The 21979-nt window shown below is 71.8% G+C and carries 17 protein-coding genes; 8 read left to right on the top strand and 9 right to left on the bottom strand.

What is annotated here, in order from left to right:
* Nucleotides 1-40 precede the first annotated feature (40 nt).
* On the bottom strand, nt 41-3703 hold the full coding sequence (locus D9V36_RS33870; protein ID WP_129297119.1) for a DNA polymerase III subunit alpha: 3663 nt from the start codon (nt 3701-3703) through the stop codon (nt 41-43).
* Nucleotides 3704-4095: 392 nt separating this feature from the next.
* Between D9V36_RS33870 and D9V36_RS33865 the strand changes: the two genes are divergently transcribed.
* Nucleotides 4096-4314 carry a tautomerase family protein gene (locus D9V36_RS33865; RefSeq protein ID WP_129297118.1) on the top strand — a complete coding sequence of 73 codons (219 nt, stop codon included), beginning with the start codon at nt 4096-4098 and terminating at the stop codon, nt 4312-4314.
* Nucleotides 4315-4504: 190 nt separating this feature from the next.
* Nucleotides 4505-4828, top strand: a complete 324-nt coding sequence (locus D9V36_RS33860; RefSeq protein ID WP_129297117.1) for a hypothetical protein — start codon at nt 4505-4507, stop codon at nt 4826-4828.
* A gap of 155 nt (nt 4829-4983) precedes the next feature.
* Here D9V36_RS33860 and D9V36_RS33855 read toward each other — a convergent pair whose 3' ends face one another.
* The gene (locus D9V36_RS33855; RefSeq protein WP_129297116.1) at nt 4984-5754 is read right to left on the bottom strand and encodes an SDR family NAD(P)-dependent oxidoreductase; all 771 of its coding nucleotides are present in this window, start codon (nt 5752-5754) and stop codon (nt 4984-4986) included.
* A gap of 192 nt (nt 5755-5946) precedes the next feature.
* Here D9V36_RS33855 and D9V36_RS33850 point away from each other — a divergent pair, with 192 nt between their 5' ends.
* On the top strand, nt 5947-6636 hold the full coding sequence (locus D9V36_RS33850; protein ID WP_129297115.1) for a TetR/AcrR family transcriptional regulator: 690 nt from the start codon (nt 5947-5949) through the stop codon (nt 6634-6636).
* A 370-nt stretch (nt 6637-7006) separates the two neighbouring features.
* Nucleotides 7007-7444: a subtilase-type protease inhibitor gene (locus D9V36_RS33845; RefSeq protein ID WP_129297114.1), complete on the top strand. Its 438-nt coding sequence runs from the start codon at nt 7007-7009 to the stop codon at nt 7442-7444.
* A 200-nt stretch (nt 7445-7644) separates the two neighbouring features.
* Here D9V36_RS33845 and D9V36_RS33840 read toward each other — a convergent pair whose 3' ends face one another.
* From D9V36_RS33840 to D9V36_RS33830, 3 genes are all read right to left on the bottom strand, one after another.
* Nucleotides 7645-8721 carry a S1 family peptidase gene (locus D9V36_RS33840; RefSeq protein WP_129297113.1) on the bottom strand — a complete coding sequence of 359 codons (1077 nt, stop codon included), beginning with the start codon at nt 8719-8721 and terminating at the stop codon, nt 7645-7647.
* A 430-nt stretch (nt 8722-9151) separates the two neighbouring features.
* Nucleotides 9152-10075 (bottom strand): slipin family protein, encoded by a 924-nt coding sequence (locus tag D9V36_RS33835; protein ID WP_129297112.1) that lies wholly within the window; start codon nt 10073-10075, stop codon nt 9152-9154.
* A gap of 281 nt (nt 10076-10356) precedes the next feature.
* Nucleotides 10357-11256 carry a S1 family peptidase gene (locus D9V36_RS33830; RefSeq protein WP_129297111.1) on the bottom strand — a complete coding sequence of 300 codons (900 nt, stop codon included), beginning with the start codon at nt 11254-11256 and terminating at the stop codon, nt 10357-10359.
* 881 nt (nt 11257-12137) lie between these two features.
* Here D9V36_RS33830 and D9V36_RS33825 point away from each other — a divergent pair.
* Nucleotides 12138-12587 carry a cell division protein SepF gene (locus tag D9V36_RS33825; protein WP_129297110.1) on the top strand — a complete coding sequence of 150 codons (450 nt, stop codon included), beginning with the start codon at nt 12138-12140 and terminating at the stop codon, nt 12585-12587.
* Nucleotides 12588-12692: 105 nt separating this feature from the next.
* Here the strand turns inward: D9V36_RS33825 and D9V36_RS33820 are convergent, their stop codons facing one another.
* Nucleotides 12693-13925, bottom strand: a complete 1233-nt coding sequence (locus D9V36_RS33820) for an acyl-CoA dehydrogenase family protein (RefSeq protein WP_129297109.1) — start codon at nt 13923-13925, stop codon at nt 12693-12695.
* A 178-nt stretch (nt 13926-14103) separates the two neighbouring features.
* Complete coding sequence (locus D9V36_RS33815) at nt 14104-15753, bottom strand: MFS transporter (RefSeq protein ID WP_129297108.1); 1650 nt, start codon at nt 15751-15753, stop codon at nt 14104-14106.
* Between the two features lie 211 nt (nt 15754-15964).
* On the opposite strand from D9V36_RS33815, the gene D9V36_RS33810 reads away from it, so the two are divergent.
* Nucleotides 15965-17158: a glycosyltransferase family 39 protein gene (locus tag D9V36_RS33810; RefSeq protein ID WP_129297107.1), complete on the top strand. Its 1194-nt coding sequence runs from the start codon at nt 15965-15967 to the stop codon at nt 17156-17158.
* A 286-nt stretch (nt 17159-17444) separates the two neighbouring features.
* Nucleotides 17445-18467: a phosphatase PAP2 family protein gene (locus D9V36_RS33805; RefSeq protein ID WP_206739766.1), complete on the top strand. Its 1023-nt coding sequence runs from the start codon at nt 17445-17447 to the stop codon at nt 18465-18467.
* Nucleotides 18468-18561: 94 nt separating this feature from the next.
* On the opposite strand, the gene D9V36_RS33800 is transcribed toward D9V36_RS33805, so the two are convergent.
* Nucleotides 18562-18777 (bottom strand): I78 family peptidase inhibitor, encoded by a 216-nt coding sequence (locus D9V36_RS33800; RefSeq protein ID WP_129297106.1) that lies wholly within the window; start codon nt 18775-18777, stop codon nt 18562-18564.
* A gap of 545 nt (nt 18778-19322) precedes the next feature.
* Here D9V36_RS33800 and ctaD point away from each other — a divergent pair.
* Entirely contained in the window at nt 19323-21005 is a 1683-nt protein-coding gene (gene ctaD, locus D9V36_RS33795; protein ID WP_129297105.1) for an aa3-type cytochrome oxidase subunit I, read from the top strand.
* Here ctaD and D9V36_RS33790 read toward each other — a convergent pair.
* On the bottom strand, nt 20893-21930 hold the full coding sequence (locus D9V36_RS33790; RefSeq protein ID WP_129297104.1) for a helix-turn-helix transcriptional regulator: 1038 nt from the start codon (nt 21928-21930) through the stop codon (nt 20893-20895). The two genes, ctaD and D9V36_RS33790, sit on opposite strands and share 113 nt — an antisense overlap.
* Nucleotides 21931-21979 lie beyond the last annotated feature (49 nt).

Below are 21979 nucleotides of genomic sequence, written 5' to 3'. Positions count from 1 at the left end.
TCCGGCGGCGCGGCGGGCAGCCTCGGCATGGGCGCGGGGGTCATCCCGCGCTCCCCGGGCTGGAGTGCCACAACTTGCGTCCGGTGGCGGCACGTTCGCCCGCGGGCTGGAGGTCGGCCCACGGGTGCAGCTCATAGCCGGTCTCCAGCCGGATGGTCCGGCCCGGTGCGGCGTCCGCCGGCGCGGGTTCCCGGCCCGCCCCGTCCTGCCCTTCGCCCTTCCCGTCGTCCGTCCCGGCCGCCGGCTCGCCCTGCCCATCTTGCCTCTCCTGCCCCTCCTGACTCTCCCGTCCCTCCGGCTTCTCCGGTCCCGTCGCGAGGCGGGCGACGACCGCCTCCAGCCCGCCCTCGCGGCGGAGTTCGGCCAGCTCGGCGAGGTTCCAGGCGGCGGCGCCGACCACGCTGAGGCTGCGCGGCCCGCGCCGCTGGACCGTACCGCGCACCAGCAGCAGCCAGGAGTGGAAGACGGTGTGCGCACAGGCCTCGTGGGAGTCGTCGAAGAAGGCGCAGTCGACCAGTCCCGTGCTGTCGTCGAGCGTGGTGAAGATGACCCGGCGGCCGGAGCGGATCGGCGGCGTCTGGGTGGCCGCCTTGGCCCCGGCGACCAGCACCGTCTCGCCGTGCCGGGCGCTGCGCAGCAGCCGGGCCGGCAGCGCGCCCAGCTCGGCGAGGAAATCCCGGTGGTCGGCCATCAGATGGCGGGAGGTGTCCATGCCGAGGACACCCAGCTCGGCGCTGAGCCGTTCGACATCGCCGAGGTCGGGCAGCCCCGCCGGCTCGACCTGATCGGCCGGCGCCGCCCGCTGTGCGCCCGCGCCGTCCAGGGCCCCGGACGGCAGCGTCAACTGACCGCCGGACGCCTGCCGTCCGTGGCGGTGCAGCTCGGCGAGGTACAGCAGCAGATCCCGCCGGTTCGCGCCGAAGGCGTCCAACGCGCCGACCCGGGCGAGACGTTCGGCCACCGGGCGGCTCGGCCTGGCCCGCTGCCACAGGTCCTGGAGGGAGTGGTAGGGCTGCCCGGCCGCGATCCGCCGCGCCTCGGCCTCGCTCATGCCGTGCACATCGCAGAGCGCGAGCCGCAGGCCCCAGACCGCGCCGGAGCGGGGCCCGTCACCACCGGAACCGGACACCAGTTCGATCCGGTGAGCGACCGCCGACCGGTTCACGTCCAGCGGCAGCACCGGCACCCCGCGCCGCCGCGCGTCCGCGAGCAGCAGCCGCTTCGGATACATCCCGGGGTCATGGGTGAGCAGCCCGGCGTAAAAGGCCGCGGGGTGGTGCGCCTTGAGCCAGGCGGACTGGTAGGTGGGCACCGCGAAGGCCACCGCATGCGCCTTGCAGAAGCCGTACGAGCCGAAGGCCTCGACGATCTCCCAGGTGCGCGCGATGACATCGGGCGGATAGCCGCGCCGCTCGGCGCACCGGGCGAACCAGGCGCGGAGCCGGCCCTGCAGCTCGGGGTGCGACAGGGCGCGCCGCTTCTCGTCCGCCTCGTCCCGGGCGCAGCCCGTCATGATCCGCAGCAGCTCGATGATCTGCTCGTGGAACACCACCACCCCATAGGTCTCGCGCAGCGGTCCCTCCAGGTCGGGGTGCGGATAGCGGACCGCCTTGCGGCCGTGCCGGGCCTCGATGAAGGGCCGCACCATATCGGCGGCGACCGGCCCCGGCCGGAAGAGGGAGATGTCGACGACCAGGTCGTGGAAAGTGGCGGGCTGCAGCCTGCCGACCAGGTCGCGCTGGCCCGGCGACTCGATCTGGAAGCAGCCGAGCGTCTCGGTCGAGCGGATCAGGTCGTAGGTCGCCTCGTCGCCGGGCGGCACCTGCGCGGGGTCGTCGAGGTCGATCCGGTGCCCGGTGGCCCGGCCGATCTCGGCGACCGCGTGCGCCATCGCGGACTGCATCCGCACGCCCAGCACATCGAGCTTGAGCAGCCCCAGGTCCTCCACGTCCTCCTTGTCGAACTGGGACATGGGGAGCGGGGACATGGCGGGCTGGCCGGCCTCCCCTCCCCCGGCGTGCGGGACCTCGGTACTGGTGGGCACGACGGGCGTACGGTCCAGCAGCGTGGCGTCGGAGAGCAGCACCCCGCACGGGTGCATGGCGATCCCGCGCGGCAGTGCGTCCAGCGCCTCGACCAGCTGCCACAGCCGCTCGTCGCCGGCCTCCCGGACCCCGCGCAGCTCCGGCAGCTCGGCCAGCGCCGCCCGTGCGTCGCGGGCGCGGATGTGCGGGAAGGCCTTGGCGAGGCGGTCCACCTGCGCCGGGTCCATGCCCAGGGCGGTACCCACATCCCGTACGGCGTGCCGTACGCGGTAGGTCTCGGGCATCGAGACGGTCGCGACCCGCTCCGCGCCGAAGCGGTCGAAGATCGCGCGGTAGGCCTCCAGCCGGCGGGCGGACTCGACGTCGATATCGATGTCCGGCAGCGCCGCCCGGCGCTCGGACAAGAAGCGCTCCATCAGCAGCCCGTGCTCGACCGGATCGGCGTGGGCGATGCCGAGGAGGTGGTTGACCAGGGACCCGGCGCCGGACCCGCGGGCCGCGACCCGGATTCCCATCTCCCTTATGTCGTCCACCACTTGAGCAACCGTCAGGAAGTACGAGGGGTAGCCGAGCCGTTCGATCGTGCGCAGCTCGTCGTCCAGCCGCGCCCAGCGCCCGCGGTCGCGGTCGTAGCCGCGCAGCACCATCCCCGCGGCGCAGCGCGAGCGCAGCACCCGGGCGGCGGTACGGCGGCCGGCCCCGACCAGCCGGGGCTCGGGGAAGTGGACCCGGCCGAGCCCGATGTCGTCCTGCGGGTCGACCAGGCACGCGCCGGCGGTCTCCTCGGTCATGGTGAGCAGCCGGTGGGCCAGGCCGCGCCGGAATCCGGCCGCCTCGGCGATCCGCTCGGCGGTGTGGCGCATGGTGGCGGCATCCTTGAGCCAGCGCTCGCCGCTGTCCCAGGACTCGGGCCGGTGCCGGTCCACCGGCACCAGGCGGCGGGCGGAGTCCAGGACGTCGGCGACCGGCCCCTGACCGGGGTCGGCATAGCGGACCGCGTTGGTCAGGACGGCGCGGACGCCCTGGTCGACGGCGAAGCCGAGGGTGCGGGCGGCCAGCCGCGGGGATCCGGGACCGCTGCCGGGCCGCCCGTGGTCGACGACCTCCAGACGCAGCGCCTCGCCGTACAGCTCGCGCCAGGGGGCGAGGAGCCGGGCGGCGCGGTCCGGGCGGCCGGCGGCCAGCGCCCGGCCGACCTCGGAGTCAGGACCGAGCAGCACGGTCAGCCCGTCCGCGGCGGATTCCAGGGCGCTCCACGGGAGGACCGGCCGCTCGGCCCGCCCGGCGTGGGCGGCGGAGACCAGCCGGCACAGGGTGGCCCAGCCGGCCGCTCCGTCACGGGCCAGGAAGACGACGCGGGCGGCGGACTCGTCGAGGAAGGCGCCGCCGCGCACCGGGGTGCGCCGCCGCGCGGCAGTGGTGCCGACGGGACCCGCCTCGTACTCCGCCACGGCGAGCTCGGCACCGAACAGCGGGCGGATCCCGGCCTCGGCGGCGGCCTTGGCGAACCGTACGGCCCCGGAGAGCCCGTCCCGGTCGGTCAGCGCGAGGGCATCCATCCCGCGTTCGGCGGCGCGCTCGGCCAGCCGCTCCGGGTGGGAGGCGCCATAGCGCAGGGAGAATCCCGAAGCGGTGTGCAGATGCGTGAACCCGGACATCCGCACCTCCTGCACCTCACCCGCCCCCGGCCGACCTTGTATCCCTCGTGTCCCTCATTCTTCCCCTCCACCATAACCCGCCCATCGAACATTCGTACGAAGCCGTGCCGGGGGCCGCCTCCGCCCGCCATCGACCAGCCCTCACCCGCTCTGCACACCCTCCACCACCCCTTCGAAACGAGATTCGAAACGGGGCAGACGTGATACCCGGCGGGGCGCAGGGGCCCGCGCTCCCCCAGGTCGCCCCGGGGCCGATCTGCGACACTGGTAGCAACATGCCTGCTCAAGCAGTCGTTGACAGCATCAGCGCATCAACGTCACGGCCCGGCGGAGAAGAGCGGGGAGAAGAGCGGCATGACGGCCGGATCTCACCATCACGTGGGAGGCATCCGATGCCCTTCATCGACATCAAGGTGATCGCAGGGGTATTCACCCCCGAGGAGAAGCAGAAGATGGTCGAAGACGTCTCCGAGGCGTTGATCGCCATCGAAGGCGAGGCACTGCGACCGGTGACACATGTCGTGATCACCGAAACGCCCAGCGGCGCATGGGCGATCGGCGGCAAGGCCCTGACGGCCGAGGACGTCCAGACCAAGAGGGCGGCCGGCTAGCCGGGGCGGTATCCGCTCCGGCCGGCAGGGGACCTTTCCGGCACGGCTCCGGCCCCCGCCGGCAGACCACTGACATCGAGCCGCCGCCCGCGGACACCACGCTCTCGCCTGCGACTTCTCCGGGCACGCCACCAGCACCGGCCGGCTCAGGGAGCTCAGCCTGCAACGCCGCTTCCGCCAGGCCCGCGCCGTGATCGACCACTCCGTCCCCGCCGGTGCCGACCTGGCGCTGATCGGATTCAGCATGAGCGGGCAGACCGTCGCCGACCGCGCCGCACACTACGGCTCACGCGTGGTGTCCATCGGCCTGTGCGCCCCGGCGGTCTACGCGGCCGACGCATGGACCGTGCCCTTCGGCTCGGGCTTCACCGAGATCATCCGCACCCCGGGAAACTGGCGCACCTCCCCAGCTTTCGAGGTCTTCCGCTCCCTGTCCACCCGGGCGGTACTCACCACACCGGCCAACGACGCGGTGATCCCCCAGCAGTCACCAAAGCCATCACCGCCGCCCTGAGCACCTCACGCGCCCACTTCACCCGCTTCATCCACCCCGAAGCCGACCACCGACTCGGCGCGTGGTTCGCCGACAGCCCCGTCCCCCGCAGCCACTTCGTCACCGCTGTCCTACGGGGGACGCCCTATGAGGGCATGTCCCCGCCGCCCCACGGCTCACATATGCGTCCCACCATCGATCCGGATCTCCGTGCCGGTGATGAAGGCGCCGTCCTGTGAGGCGAGCATCGCGATGACGCCCGCGACCGTGTCCGGACTCGCGAAGCCCTCGCCGAGGGCCGGGGTGAGCTTGTCGAAGAGGCTCATGTCGGCGTCCTCGGGCAGGCCGGGGACGCCGCCGCCGGTCATGCCGCTGGCGATGGAGCCCGGCGCCACGCAGACCGCGCGCAGCCCCTGCTTGCCGTACTCGCTCGCGATGGCGTGCGTCATGGACTGGATGCCGCCCTTGCTCGCCGCGTACGCCGACATGTACGGGTGCGCGAACGCGGCCGAGGTGGAGCTGAAGTTGACCACGACCGGCGCGCTGCCTTCCAGGAGCGCGGGCAGCGACTCACGGATCATCAGGAACGTGCCGGTCAGGTTGATCGAGATGACCTGCTGGAAGTCGGCCAGGGCGGTCTCGTGGGTGTGCGAGGCGCGCAGGATGCCGGCCGCGTTGACCAGGACGTCCAGGCCGCCGAGGCCGGCCACCGCGGCGGGGACGGCGGCGCGGACCGCCGCCTCGTCGGCGATGTCCAGCACCGTGGTCTCCAGCCGTCCGGCGGCGCCCTCCGCGGCCGCACGGTCGGCGGTGACCCGCAGACCCGCCGCGTCGATGTCCGCCGCCACCACCCGGCCGCCCTCCGCCAGGATCCGGTGGACGGTGGCCTGTCCGATGCCCGAACCGGCTCCGGTGATCAGGGTGCGGCGGCCGTCGAAGCGGTTCATGGTCGCGTTCCGTTCTCGATGCGCGTTGGTGCGTTGGCGTGTGTTGGTGCGTTGGTGTGCGTTGGTGCATCGGCGTGCGATGCGATGGCGTGCGTCGGCACGGTGGAGTGTTGGCACCGTACGCCTGCATGACACATCGTGCCAGCCTCGCGTTACGTGCCACTGCGGCACGGGATTCCGTAGGCTGACGCCATGCCGACCCCACCCCGCACGGCTCCGGCCCCGCTCCCCCGCACCTCGCTCACCGAACGGCGCAAGGCCGAGACCCAGCTGGAGATCGCCCGTACCGCGGCGGCGCTCTTCACCGAGCGCGGCGCCGCCGTCACCGCCGACGACATCGCACGCGCCTCGGGAGTCGCGCTGCGCACCTTCTACCGCTACTTCCGCACCAAGGAGGAGGCGGTGAGGCCGCTGCTCGCCGACGGGGTGCGGCAGTGGACCGACGAGCTGGCCGCCGCACCGGCCGGGACGGGCGCGCCTCCCGTACGCGAGGCGCTGGAGCGGTCGGCCCGCCGGTCGCTGACCCCCGCCGACGAACCGGCCGCGGAGGCGCTGCGCTGGACCCGCGGACTGCTGCGGGCGATGCCGGACGATCCCGCGCTGCGCGCGGTCTGGCACCGGGTCCACCACGACGCCGAGGAGGCGCTGGTGCCGCTCCTGGCGAGGCTGACCGGCGCAGGAGGGCTGGAGGTGCGGCTGGCCGCGGCCGCCGCGAATACCGCGATGCGGGTCGCGGTGGAGGAGTGGGCGGCGGGGGACGCGGCGCCGGACGGCCCGCGGGGGCCCGGCGCGCTGGTGGTGCGGTGCCTGCGGGCGCTGACCGCCGGGCTGCCGCAGCTCGACGGGGCGCGCGACCGGGAGCACCGGCCGGCGGCCCGGTAAGCCGAGCCGGCGGTGGCCGGTTCTTACCTCAGGGGGCGGTCCGGGCGGCACGGAGGACGCATCGGGCCCCCCTCTTCGGCCAATCGCCGGAGATCGAAACCCGCCCGAACGGCCGGTCGGCGGCCGGATTCCTCCCTTCCGGGTGCGGGTGACCTTTGCCGGGGGCATGACCGGCACCGCATCCGCGCTGGCCGAACCCGCCTTTCCTCCGGGCGGCCCGCACCGTCTCCGGTCATGTTCGCGCCATTACTCTAAGCTTTCACCTAATGACTCAAAGCGATCGCCTTATGCCCACTCAGGATGCTTTCGGGGTGCGGTTGGGCCAGACTCCCGTCCGGTATCTGCACCTTCGAGCAAGGGAGTGTTCGTCATGCGGTACATCACTGGGGCGGTCGCGCTCGGCGCGGCACTGGTCCTGGGCACGCTGGCCACCACCGCACAGGCCGCCGCACCGGCGCAGCCGTCGCGGAGCGGTGGTCTGTACGCCCCGACGGAACTGGTGCTGACGGTGGGCCAGGGCGAAAGCCGTGCGACCGCCACGGTGCAACGCGCCGTGACGCTCAGCTGTATGCCCGGAGCCAGGGGCAGCCACCCGGACCCGATGGCCGCCTGCACCCAGCTGCGGGCGGTGGCCGGCGACTTCAACTCGATAACCGGCGCCACCTCGGACCGCCTGTGCACCAAGGAGTGGAACCCCTTCGTGGTCACCGCGGACGGCGTGTGGCAGGGCAAGCGGGTCTCGTACAGCTACACCTTCGCCAACCCCTGCGCGATGAAGAGCGACAGCGACGCGGTCTTCGCGTTCTGAGCTGATCCGATCTGATCCGATCTGAGCTCGGCCGAGCTGCTTCAGATCCCCGGGCACCGGTGGATGGTGCCCGGGGATCGTCGTGTGCGGCGGGCGCCGTGGGCCGGCACCCGCCCCCGGACGTCGAGCGCGTCCGGGAGCCGGTGCCGTACGCCGCAAGCGGTGCCGTACGCCGGGGGGTGTGCTGCCGCCGGGGGGGGTCAGCCGATCTGCGCGCCGTAGGCCTTCAGGGCCTCCGGGACCGGCTGGAAGAAGGTCTCGCCGCCCTGGGAGCAGTCGCCGCTGCCGCCGGAGGTGAGGCCGATCGCCGCATCGCCGTCGAAGAGCGCGCCGCCGCTGTCACCGGGCTCGGCGCAGACATCGGTCTGGATCAGACCCTCGACCGTGCCTTCCTGGTAGTTGACGCTGGCGTTCAGGGCCTTGACGGTGCCGCCGTGGACCTGGGTGGTGCTGCCGCTGCGCTGCACCTTCTCGCCGACGGTGGCCTCCGCGGCCTTGGTGATCTTCTGCGTGCTGCCGTTGTAGAGGTCGACCTCGCTGGGGTGCGGGGTGTCGCCCGTGTACTTGGCGAGGGAGAAGTCGTTGCCCGGGAACTTGGAGTCCTCGGTGGTCGCGATCGCCGAGCCGCCCTGCTTGTCGGACCAGCTCTTGATCTCGTTGCCGCAGTGGCCGGCCGTCAGGAAGTACGGCTTGCCGTCCTTGACGACATTGAAGCCGAGCGAGCAGCGGGCCCCGCTCCCCCAGATCGCGTCGCCGCCACCGATGAAGGGTTTGAACTCACCCTTGCTGTGGCGCACCTCGACCTTGTCGCCGAGGGCCTTGGCGACCTTGGTGAGCCGGTCCAGCTTGGTGCCCTTGACCGTGCGGTCGGCGGTGACCACGACCTTGTTGCTCTGCGGGTCGATGCCCCAGGACGTGCCGGGGATGGTCGCCTTCGACTTCAGCGTCTGCCGGGCCGAGTCGAGCTGGGCGAAGGTGTGCTTGACGAGTCTGGCTTCCGCCCCCTTCGCCCGCACGGCCTGGGCCTGCGCCTTGTTCACCACGTTGACGACCAGCTTCTTGGCCTTGGCGTCGTAGAAGGAGCCGGCCGTGTCCGTCTTGAGGTGGGAGGCGAGGGCCGTCGCCGCGGTGGAGGTCAGCTTGGCGAGCGCGGGGGTGCGCGCGGGGGCCGTGGACGCGTTGGCGTTGGCGAGGGTGACAGTGGCGGTGGCGGCGAGCGCAAGGGCTCCCGCACCTGCGACGATGACACGCCGGTTGGGTATGCGACGGTGCTTCAAGTCGGAGCCTCCGTGGGGGGAAGAGCCCGGAAACTGTGGGGAGTTGTCCGGGCCCGGAGAGTGAGGAATCAGGGCAGGAACGGATCTGCCCGGGGTAGCGGATCCCGGGAGGTGCGCCCATGCCGACGTGCGGAGCCGAGTATTGCCATCCGCCTCACTCGCGCACAAGACCGGGTTCCGGTCTCACATACGGGAGTTCACGATTTCGCCACACGAGGGTCACACCGGTGTCCGCACCTCTCGACCCCGAGTGCGGACATCAGCGAGCAGAGCAGACACGCGGCGGACGGCAACGTGTGAGGACTATAGCTGGCCGGAAAACGGCGGCCGGGAAGCGGCCCCCACACAGCCGAAAACGCCGTAAGTGACTACTTAAGCAGGCACATACGGCGATGAGACAGACATCAGGGACGAAGTTCCCACTCCGCCACTACGGAAGCTCCTCGGCGTCCGGAAGCTCCTCGAGCTCCGGGGGCGGCGCGCCCACCTCGCCGCCCTCGACGGCCGCGTCCGAGGCCCCGGACCGCGCCGGACCGGACGGGCGCCGCTCGGCGGCCCGGTCCGCCTCGGCCGCCGCGGTCTGCGCCTGGGCCTGCAGCCCGGAGCGCTCCAGGAACCGCAGCAGTTCGACCGGGAAAGGCAGGACAAGGGTGGAATTCTTCTCGGCGGCGACCGCCACCACGGTCTGCAGCAGCCGCAGTTGCAGCGCCGCGGGCTGGTCGGACATCGCCTGGGCCGCCTCGGCCAGCTTCTTGGACGCCTGCAGCTCGGCATCGGCGTTGATCACCCGGGCCCGCCGGTCCCGGGTCGCCTCCGCCTGGCGGGCCATCGACCGCTTCATCGTCTCCGGCAGCGAGACGTCCTTGATCTCGACCCGGTCGACGGTCACCCCCCAGCCGATGGCCGGGCTGTCCATCATCAGCTCCAGGCCCTGATTGAGCTTCTCCCGGTTGGACAGCAGGTCGTCCAGTTCGCTCTTGCCGATGATCGACCGCAGTGACGTCTGCGCCATCTGCGAGACCGCGAAGCGGTAGTCCTCGACCCGGATGACCGCGTCGGCGGCGTCCACGACCTTGAAATAGACGACCGCGTCGACCCGCACGGTGACGTTGTCCCGGGTGATGCCCTCCTGGGCGGGCACCGGCATCGTGACGATCTGCATATTGACCTTGCGCATCCGGTCGATGCCCGGAACGATCATGGTGAACCCCGGCCCGCGCACCTCGGAGGCCAGCCGCCCCAGCCGGAGCACCACACCCCGCTCGTACTGCTTGACCACCCGCGCCGCGGCCACGAGATACACGGCCCCGACGGAGGCCAGCGCCACCCCGGCCGTCACCAGTTCTTCGACCATCACGGCTCCCTGACATGTGCCACACGCCGTCCGAATCGCGCTGTTTACCATGGTATGCCCGGCCAGGGAAGGCGGGCGAGGAGGCTCACACCGGGGCGACCGGGCGCCACCGGGCGCGGCCGGGCCCCCGTCCACCGGTGGACGGGGGCCCTTGTGCCGCCGGAGCCGGGTCCGCGGGTCCGGTGTGCTGCCGGAGCCGGGTCCGGCGATCGGTTCGGTCGCCCCGCCGTACGGGTCCCGGTGCGCGCGGACCGGTCCGTACGGAGGTCAGCCGGCCGGCGTCAGTAGACGCTCACCCCGTAGGCGCTCAGCGCCTCGGTGACCGGCTGGAAGAACGTGGTACCTCCGGACGTGCAGTCACCGCTGCCGCCGGAGGTGAGGCCGAGCGCCTTGGTCCCGGAGTAGAGCGGGCCGCCGCTGTCGCCGGGCTCGGCGCAGACGGTGGTCTGGATCAGTCCGGAGACGATGTCGCCGCCGCCGTAGTTGACGGTGGCGTTCAGTGCGGTCACCTTGCCGCTGTGGATACCGGTGGTGGAGCCCCGGCGGGTGACCGACTGACCGACGGAGGGGGTGCCGGCGCTGGTGATGTCCTGGCTGCCGACCGTGCCCTCGTGGGAGACCGAGCCGGTGTATTTGATGATGCCGTAGTCGTTGCCGGGGAAGCTGCTGCCCACGGTCGGGCCGATGCCCGCACCGGAGCCGGTGGTCCACGGCGGGTTGCCGTCGGTGCAGTGACCGGCGGTCAGGGCGTAGTAGGTACTGCCGCTGCGGACGTTGAAGCCCAGCGAGCAGCGCCAGCTGGGGGCGTAGATGGCGTCGCCGCCGGAGATGAACTTGCGGAAGGTGCCCGCGATCCGGTCGATGCGGACCGCATCGGCGTTGCCGCCCGCGGCCCGCTCGATCCTGGCGATCTCCGCCTGGGAGACGGTGCGGTCGGCGGTGACGACCAGGGTGTGGCTCTTGCTGTCGACCCGCCAGGCGGTACCCGCGACATCCGCGCCGCGCACCGCCTGGCCGACGGCGGTGAGCTGGGTGGCGCTGAACGTCCTTGCGGGGGCGGGGCCTTGCGCGTTGGCGGTGGGGATGGCGATGGCACCGACGGCCACCAGTCCGGACGCCACGGCGATCAGCCGGGTGCGTCTCGCCACGCCGCTGCGGGGGGTGGTGCGCTCGTTCCTCACTGATTCCTCCGAGGGGGATCGGGGGGCCGCCGGTGGGCAGCCCGTGAGGCGCAGCCGAAGGGCACGCGAGAATCCGCACGTTCATTTTCAGCGTGCCCCTGACAAGCGCTGAGCGGAGTTTCGGGCCCGCCGCCCCCACAGCGCAAGAGGTCCACACGCTTGCCTTGTGCCGGATACACGTGCTTCATGACTCCATGGCCGCACCACCGCAACACGCCGCCCCGGCAGCCTCGTTGACGGCTGCCGGGGCGGCGCCGACCCCTCGGTCGGGGATGGGACGGATCGGCGGATGACACGGTTCCACGCCCCCGGCGCCCGGCCGGCGGGACGACAGGGCGGGCGGTGCCGGCGGCGTGCGGTGCTCAAGCGGCTGGACGCCGGCTTCCCGTTCAGGAGGGACGCCCCTCCGCCGCCCGTCGCGCAGGCCGCAGTGGGCCGGCCGCAGAAGGACGGCAGCGGAGGGCCGGCCTCGGAGGGCCGGCAGCTACGACCGGACCCTCAAGAAGTGGGGCACAGGGCCCTCAGAAGTGGGGCACCGGACCCTCCGCCCTGACCGCACCTCGGATCGCCCCGCCGGAGGCCCGCCGATCCGAGGTCGTCGAACGACAGGACATGTGCGCTGGTCCCGCGCATGAACCTACCCGCCGGTCCGGTCCGCCTGCCGCTGACCGTTTCCCCTCCGGGGAGGGTCAGGTACCGACCGTGAGGCTCTTCATACTGTCAGTTTCCTTACGGGGCGCGAAAGGTGATGACACGCCACCCTCTTTGCACCAGATGTGTCACGAACCCCCCGTGCGGCGGCTATCCACTTGGCACACTGTCGGCCTGATGGACGACGATAGGGGTACACACACAGACACCGCGGGTGAGAGGAGGCGTCAATGGGATCGGTGCGCAAGGCGAGCGCCTGGCTTGGCCTCGTCGACGACAGTGATGACGAGCGCTACTACGACGACGACTACGCCGAGGGACCCGATGCCGGCGACTCGGGCGACGGCCCCTGGGTCACCGATCCCCGGGTCCGGGTGGCCGACGAGACCGCCCAGGACCAGGGCACCCGCATCGCCACGGTCACCCCGGAGAGCTTCCGGGACGCCCGCGGCATCGGCGAACTCTTCCGGGACGGTGTCCCGGTGATCGTCAACCTGACGGCCATGGAGCCCTCCGACGCCAAGCGGGTGGTGGACTTCGCGGCGGGTCTGACGTTCGGTCTGCGGGGTTCGATCGAGCGGGTCGCCACCCGGGTGTTCCTGCTGACCCCCGCCGACTACCAGGTCGTCAGCGGCGAGGCCCGCGCCCACCGCAACGGCGGCTTCTTCAACCAGAGTTGAGCGCGACCCGCGTGCTTCCGCCGGGGGTCCGGGGGCTCGCGGCGGCAGCCGCCGGTGTGCGGGCCCCCGGATCACGCGGCGACCGGCCCGAGCGGGCGGGCCCGCTCACCGGAAGGCGTCCAGGCCGGTGAGCGCCTTGCCGAGCACCAGCTGGTGCATCTCGACGGTGCCCTCGTAGGTGAGCACCGACTCCAGGTTGGTCGCATGCCGCATGACGGGGTACTCCAGCGAGATCCCGTTGGCCCCGAGGACCGTCCGGGCCGTACGGCAGATCTCGATCGCCTCCCGTACGTTGTTCAGCTTGCCGAAGCTGACCTGCTCGGGACGCAGCCGCCCGGCATCCATCCGCAGCCCCAGGTGATGGGCCAGCAGGATTCCCTTGTGCAGTTCGACGGCCATGTCGGCGAGCTTGGCCTGGGTGAGCTGGAAGCCGCCGATGGGCTTGCCGAACTGCTCCCGCGTCGTCGCGTACTCCAGCGCCGCCTCGAAGCTGGTGCGGGCGGCCCCCATGGAGCCCCAGATGATGCCGTAGCGGGCGTGGCTGAGGCAGCCGAGCGGGCCGCGCAGCCCGATGGCCTCCGGGAGCACCGCGTCAGCCGGCAGCCGTACGTCGTCCAGGACGAGTTCGCTGGTCACCGAGGCCCGCAGGGACCACTTGTGCTTGATCTCCGGGGCCGAGAACCCGGGGGTGTCCGTGGGGACCAGGAAGCCGCGGATGCCGTCGTCGGTACGGGCCCAGACCACCGCGACGCCCGCCACCGAGCCATTGGTGATCCACATCTTGCGCCCGTTGAGCACCCAGTCGCCGCCGCTCCCGCCGCGCTTGGCGTGCGTCCGCATCGCGGCGGGGTCGGAGCCGATGTCCGGTTCGGTCAGGCCGAAGCAGCCGATGATCTCGCCGGCCGCCATCCGGGGCAGCCACTGCTGCTTCTGCTCCTCGGAGCCGAAACGCCGGATCGCGTACATGGCGAGCGAGCCCTGGACGGAGACCAGGGAGCGGATACCGGAGTCGGCGGCCTCCAGCTCCAGGCAGGCCAGGCCGTACTGGATGGCGGAGGCGCCCGCGCAGCCGTAGCCGGTCAGGGACATCCCGAGGGCGCCCAGGGAGCCGAGTTCGCGGGCGAGTTCGCGGATGCCGGGAAGCTCGCCGCGCTCGTACCAGTCGGCGATGTGCGGCAGGACGCGGTCCGCGGCCCACGCCCGGACGGTGTCCCGGACGGCACGGTCCTCGTCGGTCAGCAGGTCGTCGAGGCCCAGCAGGTCACGGGGGTCGAACGGTGGGACCGCCGAGGGCACTGCGGACCCCGGGGACGACGTGGCGGACGGCTTTGCGGGCATGGCGGGGCCTCCGGCGGGTTCAGCGCGCGAAAAACTAGCAGCGGTAGTTATTCGCTTCCGACGGTACGGGCCGCGGTGCCGCGCGGCAAGGGTCACCGCCGCGCGGCGGGGCCGGCGGACACCGGTCAGGCAGGCACGCGCAAGGCGGGGCAGCGGCACCCGGCGGGAGGAGCGCCGGTCAGCGGCCGGAACTCGCCGGGGCGGGCTCACCGCTGCCGCGGCCGGCACCGGCCGTGCCGCCCGGAGCAGGCTCCCCGTCCGCTTCCGCCCGCTCCGTGGACTCCGCCGCCCGGCGCGGCAGCCGCAGCGCGATCCCCGCACCGACCAGCAGCAGTACGGCACTGGCGACGAGGGTGACGTGCAGCCCGTGGACGAAGGACTCCCGGGCGGCCTCACGCAGCGCCGCCTTCGCGCCCTCGCCCAGGCCGGCTGCCACCTTGTAGGCCTCACCGAGGGAGTGCGCGGCCGAGGCGGAGGCCCGCCCGGGAACGCCGTCCACATGCGTCAGGCCCGGGGCGTAGGCGGCGTTCATGACGCTGCCGAGGAGGGCGACACCGATCCCCGCGCCGAGTTGGTAGGAGGTCTCCCCGATCGCGGCGGCGCCGCCCGACTGTTCGGCGGGCGCCTCGCTGAGCATCGACTCGTACGCCCCGAACAGCGTGGACTGGAAACCGAAACCGAGCAGGACGAAGCCCCCGGACAGCAGCCAGGGGCGGTCCTGGCTGCTCATCGCGGTCAGACAGAGCACCGCGACGGCGGTCAGCACGAAGCCGAGGGAGACCATCGCGCGCGGGCCGAGGGCCTGCAGCATCTTCGAGCCGGTCAGGCCGGCGGCCATCGCGGCGAAGACCAGCGGCAGCATCCGCAGACCGGTCTGCAGCGGGCTCAGTCCGAGCACCAGCTGGAGGTACTGGACGGCGATCAGCTGCAGGCCCACCAGGGCCAGCATGGCCAGCACGATGCAGCCGACGGAGGTGCCGAAGGCGGGCCTGGCGAACAGCCGCACATCGATCAGCGGGTGCGTGCGCCGGCGCTGGCGGCGTACGAACAGCACCAGCAGCAGCACGCCGAGGACGATGGGCAAAAGCGTGGTCGGGCCCAGCACGGCCGCGCCGCTGCCGATCCGCTTGACGCCGAGGACGATGCCCAGCACACCGAGCGCCGCGACGACCGCGCCGATCACGTCCCAGGGACCGTTGCGCTCCCCGCGCGACTCGGGCAGCAGCCACCGGCCTATCAGCAGCATCGCGGCCATCATCGGGATGTTGATGAGGAAGACCGAGCCCCACCAGAAGTTCTCGACGAGGAAGCCGCCGAGGACCGGGCCGACCGCGGCGCCGACCGCGGCCACCGCGCTCCACACGCCGATGGCCACCGCGCGCTCGCGCCGGTCGGGGAAGACCTGCCGCAGGATCGACAGCGTGGCCGGCATGATCATGGCGCCGCCGATACCGAGCAGGGCGCGGGCCACCATCAGGATCTGCGGGTTGGGCGCGAGCGCGGCGGCGGCCGAGGCCAGGCCGAAGAGGCCGTAGCCGAGAAGGAGGATGCGGCGGCGGCCGACACGGTCGCCGAGGGTGCCGAACAGGATCAGCAGCGAGGCCGCGATCAGCGGGTAGACGTCGACGATCCAGAGGAGCTCCACCGGGCCCGGCCGCAGGTCCTCGGTGACGGAGGGCACGGCGACGTAGAGGATCGTGGTGTCCAGTGCGACGAAGAGCAAACTGACGCAGAGCACGATCAGCACGGTCCAGCGGTTCGCGCCGCCGCCGGTGAGCCGGGGAACACCAGCCGTCCGTCCACTGCCGGACGCGGTCGTCCCGGACATGCAGCACCTCCAGTCATGCTCTCGCGGCCACGGATCAGGGCGCGAAAACGCCCCGGTGGAACCGGCGGCACAAGCGAGTAGAGACGTCAGACTACGCGAGTCCCGGTGGGTGCCGCGTGGCTCACCTCACGAAGAGACGCACATCGCAGCGCCGTGCGTTCCCCACCCCGCCGTCGGCCCTCGTTCTTCGGCCACCTGGATAATCTCCCTGATGAACGATCTTGCCTCCGCGGCCGTTCCCGGCCGGGCCCTGTGCGACGTGCCCGCCGCACGGGCCGCGCTGCGCCGGGCCGTGCCCGCGCTGGCGGCCTTCGCGGCGATCCGGCTGCTGGGGCTCGTCGTCCTCGGGGTCTGGTCCACGGTCAACGGCAAGGACTGGCACACCCTGCTGACCGCCCGCTGGGACGCGCTCTGGTACACCCGGGTCGCCGAGCAGGGCTACGGCTTCACGGTGCGGCTGCCGCACGGCGCCGTGCACTCCGATCTGGCGTTCTTCCCGCTGCTGCCGTCCTTGGAGCGGGGGCTGTCGGCCCTGGTGCCGCTGTCGCCCGCCGACGCCGGGCTGGTGGTGTCCTGGCTCGCGTCGGCGGCCGCCGCCTGGGCCCTGTACGCGACCGGTGAGCGGCTGCACGGGCACCGGGCCGGGGTCGTCCTGGCGGCGCTGTGGGCCGCGGTGCCGGTCGGGATCGTGCAGTCGATGGCGTACTCGGAGTCGCTGTTCACCGCGCTCGCGGCCTGGGCCCTGTATGCCGTGCTGACCGGGCGCTGGGTGTGGGCGGGGGTACTGGCCTCGCTGGCCGGGCTGACCCGGCCGGTGGGTGCGGCGGTGGTCGCGGCGGTGTGGGTCACCGCGGCGGTGACGCTGCGGCGGCAGCGGGCCGGCGGCGTACGGGGGCACGCGGCGCTGCGCGCATGCCCCGGCCTGGTGGCCGGTGTGCTGCTCGCCCCGCTCGGCTGGTGCGGGTACTTCCTGTGGGTGGCGGCGCGGAAGGGCTCGTTCACCGGCTATCTGGACGTCCAGGCGGGCTGGGGCAACGGCTTCGACGGGGGGATCGCCTTCGGTGCCTTCGTCGGGCGCCTGCTGTCGGGCCCCTCGTTCGCGGCCGGACTCGGGCTGCTCCTCGGCGTCGGCCTGGTGATCTGGCTGTATCTGCGCGGCGTACGGCAGGGACAGCCGCTGCCGCTGGCGGTGTACGGAGGCATGGTGCTGCTGCTCGCACTGACCGCCAAGGGCTACTTCGGTTCCAAGCCGCGGCTGATGCTGCCGGCCTATCCGCTGCTGCTGCCACTGGCGGCCGGGCTCGCACGCCGGCACCCGGTCCGGTCCTGGCTGATCGTCGGCCTGGCGGCGGCGGGCTCCGCGGTGTACGGGGCGTTCTGGCTGAACGGTTCGGGCCCGCCGTGACATCCACAAACCCTTCGTGACCGTACGAACGCCTTGCGTGACACCCTCTCCCGGGGGAACGTCGCGCGCCCCCCGGACGGCGGGCGGATAAACTCCGCCGGAGAAAAGCAGATAAGGCGCTCATGGTGACGACACGCGGACTCCGGGAAGCGATTGAGAATCGCCGGGAATTCCCCGCCAAATCCCAGCTCCGAAGCCTCGATTGAGACACATTCCACATCACATCGTCATTACAAAGCGCACAGTTTGACCAAGCGCCTACATCACACGCGGTAACGTCGATTGAGTGCGTACCGATGACAAGCTCGACCAGATGGAGGAGCAGCGCCCGACCGATCGCGTCCGGCCGCCCAGCATGACCCGGACCCGCCTGTGGCTGTTCTGGGGAACGCTGGCGGTGTACCTCGCGATCGTGGCCGGCGTGCTGGCTACTACATGGCTGGTCACGTTCGACTGGCAAGTCATGTTCTTCAGGCCGTACAAGCAGTGGCCCGAGATCCATGCCTTCCTCGACTACTTCGTTGTACTGGGGCAGCGCGGACCGACCGCGGTGGCGGTGGCGGCATGGCTGGGCTGGCGCTGCTGGCGCCAGCGCAACCTCCACCCGCTGCTGGTGCTCGGCGCCTCGCTGCTGCTGCTGAACATCACCGTGGGCGCCGCCAAGCTCGGCATGGGGCGGCTCGGCCCGCACTACGCGACCGTGGTCGGCGCCAACGAGATGGGGCTCGGGGGCGACATATTCCCCTCGGGTCACACCGCGAACGCCGTGGTCACCTGGGGTGTGCTGGCCTACCTGGCGACCACCTCGCTGCGCCGCCGCACGCTGTCGGTGATCGCCGCGCTGGGCGCGCTGGGCGTCGGCATGACCACCGTCTACCTCGGCACCCACTGGGTCAGCGATGTGCTGCTCGGCTGGGCCGCGGGGCTGCTGGTGCTGCTGGCGATGCCCTGGCTGGAGCCCGGGATCACCTGGTTCGAGGACCGTCTCATGGGCATCCTGCTGCGGCTGTGGCTGCGGCTGCGCCCCGATTCGCTGCGCGGCCCGCTGCCGGTCGGCTCGCTGGCTCCCGAGGTGTCCCGGCAGCGCATCGCCTCCGACGGCGAGGTGCTGGTCTCCGCGGGCACGGGCGGCCGGTCCGCCGCCCACAACCCGGACTCCTGGCCGCACCACCCCTCGCGCCCGTACACCATCCGTTCGGAGCGCGCCCCGGCCACCCCGGCGGGCAGCCGGCGGCCGCCGCACGCGGACCGGTCGCGCAGCACGCCGCTCAGCCCGGTCACCGGGCGCGGCCGCAACGCGAACGGCTGAGCCCGGCGGGGCCGGTACGCACACCCCCGCCCCGCGGCGAAGGCCCCGGCCGCTCCCCTCGGAGCGGCCGGGGCCTTCGTCGTGCGTACGGCGCTCAGCCCTGCCAGGTGCGGTGCACCGTGCCGTCCTTGACCTCGAAATTGAGGCGTCCTGCCAGGTACTCCATGGTGATGATCGCGCCCGGCGGCAGTGAGCGGACCGTGGTCCAGCCGCGCTCTCTCGCCTGCTCTTCGGCGTCCTGCTGGGCAAGGCCGGCATACGCCTCGATGTCGTCCTGAGGGTTGTCCGGAAGGTTCGGTACGTCAGCCATGACAGCCACCGTAGGCGTCCGGGGCGGCCTGTGGAAGCCCGGCCTTCGCACACCTCGGTGACCTCCCGGTCCGGCCTTGGTCACACTTGTGTCACAGCGAACACCGGTGCGTTTGCCGCAACTTCCGTCACCCGTACGCGCCGCGTGATGGTGCAATCGGGTGGAACATTAAGCGGCCGGAATTCCGCCTTGATCAAATGCGAAACGGGATTGACCACTCGGCACATCGCGGCGAGCCGTCCGAAAATAATCCCCGCAAGTTTCGGATTTCCCGTACCCGGCGCCCTTTATCGGTCACCGGGAAATTGTCCAACGAGACACACTCCGCACACATTTCCCGCACATCGCCCCGCTTGCCGCTTCCGCGCCCGCTCCGGCCCCGCCCGCCGGGCCGTGCACCGGACCACCTGCCGGGCCGTCCACCGGGCCGTCCGCCGGGCCGCTTGATCCCACCGGAACGGACCGGAGCGCCACCTCGCTCTGCGCCCCCCGCGCGAGCATCATGTGCCGGGCCCAGTACACCTTCGACGAACGGGGTGCAGCGGATGGTTACGGACACCGGCCAGACGGACCTGCGGCCCACCGGGGCCCGGCGCCGCGGGTCGGTGCTGGTCGACTGGCTGACGACCACCGACCACAAGAAGATCGGGCACCTCTACCTGATCACCGCGTTCGGCTTCTTCCTGGTGGGCGGTCTGCTGGCGCTGGTGATGCGCGCCGAACTGGCCCGTCCGGGGCTGCAGATCATCGACGCGGAGCAGTTCAACCAGGCACTGACCATGCATGGCACGATCATGCTGCTGCTCTTCGCCACCCCCGCATTCGCCGGTTTCGCCAACGAGATCATGCCGTTGCAGATCGGCTCGCCCGATGTGGCCTTCCCGCGGCTGAACATGTTCTCGTACTGGCTCTTCCTCTTCGGCGGCCTGATCGTGCTGGGCAGTTTCCTCACGCCGTTCGGCGGCCCGGCCTTCGGGTGGACGGCCTACGCCCCGCTGAACTCGATGGTCCGCTCCCCCGGCACCGGCGCCGATATGTGGATCATGGGGCTGGCGCTGGCCGGCTTCGGCACCATTCTCGGAGCCGTCAACTTCATCACCACGATCATCGTGCTGCGGGCGCCCGGGATGACGATGTTCCGGATGCCGGTGTTCACCTGGAACATCCTCTTCACCTCGATCCTGGTGCTGATGGCCTTCCCCGTCCTGGCGGCGGCGCTGCTGGTGCTGGAGGCGGACCGGCAGTTCGGGTCGGTGGTGTTCGAGGCGCAGTGGGGCGGTGCGCTGCTGTGGCAGCACCTGTTCTGGTTCTTCGGCCATCCCGAGGTCTACATCATCGCGCTGCCGTTCTTCGGCATCATCACGGAGATCATCCCGGTCTTCTCCCGCAAGCCGATCTTCGGCTACGTCATGCTGATCGGGGCGACGATGGCCATCACGGCCCTGTCGGTGATGGTCTGGGCGCACCACATGTTCGCGACGGGGGCGGTGCTGCTGCCGTTCTTCTCCCTGATGTCGTTCCTGATCGCGGCGCCGACCGGGGTGAAGTTCTTCAACTGGATCGGCACCATGTGGCACGGCTCGGTGTCCTTCGAGACGCCGATGCTGTGGTCGGTGGGGTTCCTGGTGAGCTTTCTGTTCGGCGGGCTGACCGGCGTCATCCTCGCCTCCCCGCCGATGGACTTCCACGTCACCGACTCCTACTTCGTGGTCGGTCACTTCCACTACGTCGTCTTCGGGACGGTCGTCTTCGCCACGTACGCGGGCTTCTACTTCTGGTGGCCGAAATTCACCGGCAAGATGCTCGACGAGCGGCTGGGAAAGATCCACTTCTGGACACTGTTCGTCGGCTTCCACACCACGTTCCTCGTCCAGCACTGGCTGGGCGTGGAGGGCATGCCGCGGCGCTACGCCGACTATCTGGCCGCCGACGGCTTCACGGCCCTCAACACCCTCTCCACCGTCGGCTCCTTCCTGCTGGGCCTGTCCACGCTGCCGTTCCTCTACAACGTCTGGAAGACCACCCGCCACGGCGCCCGGATCACCGTGGACGACCCCTGGGGCTTCGGCCGCTCGCTGGAGTGGGCGACCTCCTCGCCGCCGCCGCGGCACAACTTCACGACCCTTCCGCGGATCCGCTCCGAGGCCCCCGCCTTCGATCTGCACCATCCGGAGGTGGGGAAGCAGCCGACGGCGGCGCCGCCAGTGCCCGGGAGAGCCGGTCCCTGATCTCCCGTATGCGGCTCTGCAGTTCCGGCGGCTCGCGGACCTCGAAGTCGAATCCCGTCAGCACGATGTGGAGCACCATCAGCTCCAGGCTGTGCGCCCCCGTACGCAGCAGACAGGACCGGTCGTCGACGGCTTCGAGCGTCCCGGCGGCCGGACCGATGCGCTCCGCGGCGCGCTCCAGCGGGGCGTGCAGCAGCACGGTGGCCTGCCGGGCGTAGACCCCGGTGGAGATGCCCCGGGAGACATACGCGGCGAGGTCGGGGGCCGGCGGCGGGCGGGGGGTGAAGCGCGGCCCGTGCGGCGGGGTGGGGGTGAGGCGGTCGACCCGGTAGGTGCGCCAGTCCGCGCGGTCCACGTCCCAGGCGACGAGGTACCAGCGGCGCCGGGCGCAGACGAGGCGGTGCGGCTCCACGATGCGGCGGGAGCCGGTGCCGTCGTGGGTGGTGTAGTCGAAGCGGAATTGCCGGCAGTCCCGGCAGGCGTGCGCGAGCTCGGTGAGGAGGCTCGGGTCCACCCGGGGGCCGCCACCGCCGGGCAGCGGGACCGTGAAGGCGTTCAGCGCACCGACCTGGCGCTGCAGCCGGTGCGGCAGCACCTGCTCCAGCTTGGCCAGCGCGCGTACGGAGGACTCCTCGATGCCCTCGACACCGCCCACCGCGGCGGTGCGCAGCCCGACCGCGACCGCCACCGCCTCCTCGTCGTCGAGCAGCAGCGGCGGGAGTTCGGCACCGGCGCCGAGCCGGTAGCCGCCGGCCGTCCCCGGCGCGGAGTGGACGGGGTAGCCCAGCTCGCGCAGCCGGTCGATGTCCCGGCGCACCGTGCGCGGGGTGACGTCGAGCCGGTCGCCGAGCTCCGCACCGGACCACTCCCGGTGGGCCTGCAGCAGCGAGAGCAGGCGGAGCAGACGTGCCGAGGTCTCCAACATGGCCCGAGTCTCGCAGCCCTTGCGGACAGCCGCGGTCCTCGATGCGCCA

The organism is Streptomyces lydicus (assembly GCF_004125265.1).
GTDB lineage: Bacteria > Actinomycetota > Actinomycetes > Streptomycetales > Streptomycetaceae > Streptomyces > Streptomyces lydicus_C.
The sequence above is the reverse complement of the archived record's forward strand: the minus strand, read 5'-3'. Positions and strand labels throughout refer to the sequence as shown.

What these genes read in the sequence shown, in the direction of transcription:
- D9V36_RS33870 (WP_129297119.1), bottom strand. Translation starts at nt 3,703, where the DNA reads ATGTCCGGGTTCACGCATCTGCACACCGCTTCGGGATTCTCCCTGCGC.
- D9V36_RS33865 (WP_129297118.1), top strand. Translation starts at nt 4,096, where the DNA reads ATGCCCTTCATCGACATCAAGGTGATCGCAGGGGTATTCACCCCCGAG.
- D9V36_RS33855 (WP_129297116.1), bottom strand. Translation starts at nt 5,754, where the DNA reads ATGAACCGCTTCGACGGCCGCCGCACCCTGATCACCGGAGCCGGTTCG.
- D9V36_RS33850 (WP_129297115.1), top strand. Translation starts at nt 5,947, where the DNA reads ATGCCGACCCCACCCCGCACGGCTCCGGCCCCGCTCCCCCGCACCTCG.
- D9V36_RS33845 (WP_129297114.1), top strand. Translation starts at nt 7,007, where the DNA reads ATGCGGTACATCACTGGGGCGGTCGCGCTCGGCGCGGCACTGGTCCTG.
- D9V36_RS33835 (WP_129297112.1), bottom strand. Translation starts at nt 10,075, where the DNA reads ATGGTCGAAGAACTGGTGACGGCCGGGGTGGCGCTGGCCTCCGTCGGG.
- D9V36_RS33825 (WP_129297110.1), top strand. Translation starts at nt 12,138, where the DNA reads ATGGGATCGGTGCGCAAGGCGAGCGCCTGGCTTGGCCTCGTCGACGAC.
- D9V36_RS33820 (WP_129297109.1), bottom strand. Translation starts at nt 13,925, where the DNA reads ATGCCCGCAAAGCCGTCCGCCACGTCGTCCCCGGGGTCCGCAGTGCCC.
- D9V36_RS33815 (WP_129297108.1), bottom strand. Translation starts at nt 15,753, where the DNA reads ATGTCCGGGACGACCGCGTCCGGCAGTGGACGGACGGCTGGTGTTCCC.
- D9V36_RS33810 (WP_129297107.1), top strand. Translation starts at nt 15,965, where the DNA reads ATGAACGATCTTGCCTCCGCGGCCGTTCCCGGCCGGGCCCTGTGCGAC.
- D9V36_RS33800 (WP_129297106.1), bottom strand. Translation starts at nt 18,777, where the DNA reads ATGGCTGACGTACCGAACCTTCCGGACAACCCTCAGGACGACATCGAG.
- ctaD (WP_129297105.1), top strand. Translation starts at nt 19,323, where the DNA reads ATGGTTACGGACACCGGCCAGACGGACCTGCGGCCCACCGGGGCCCGG.
- D9V36_RS33790 (WP_129297104.1), bottom strand. Translation starts at nt 21,930, where the DNA reads ATGTTGGAGACCTCGGCACGTCTGCTCCGCCTGCTCTCGCTGCTGCAG.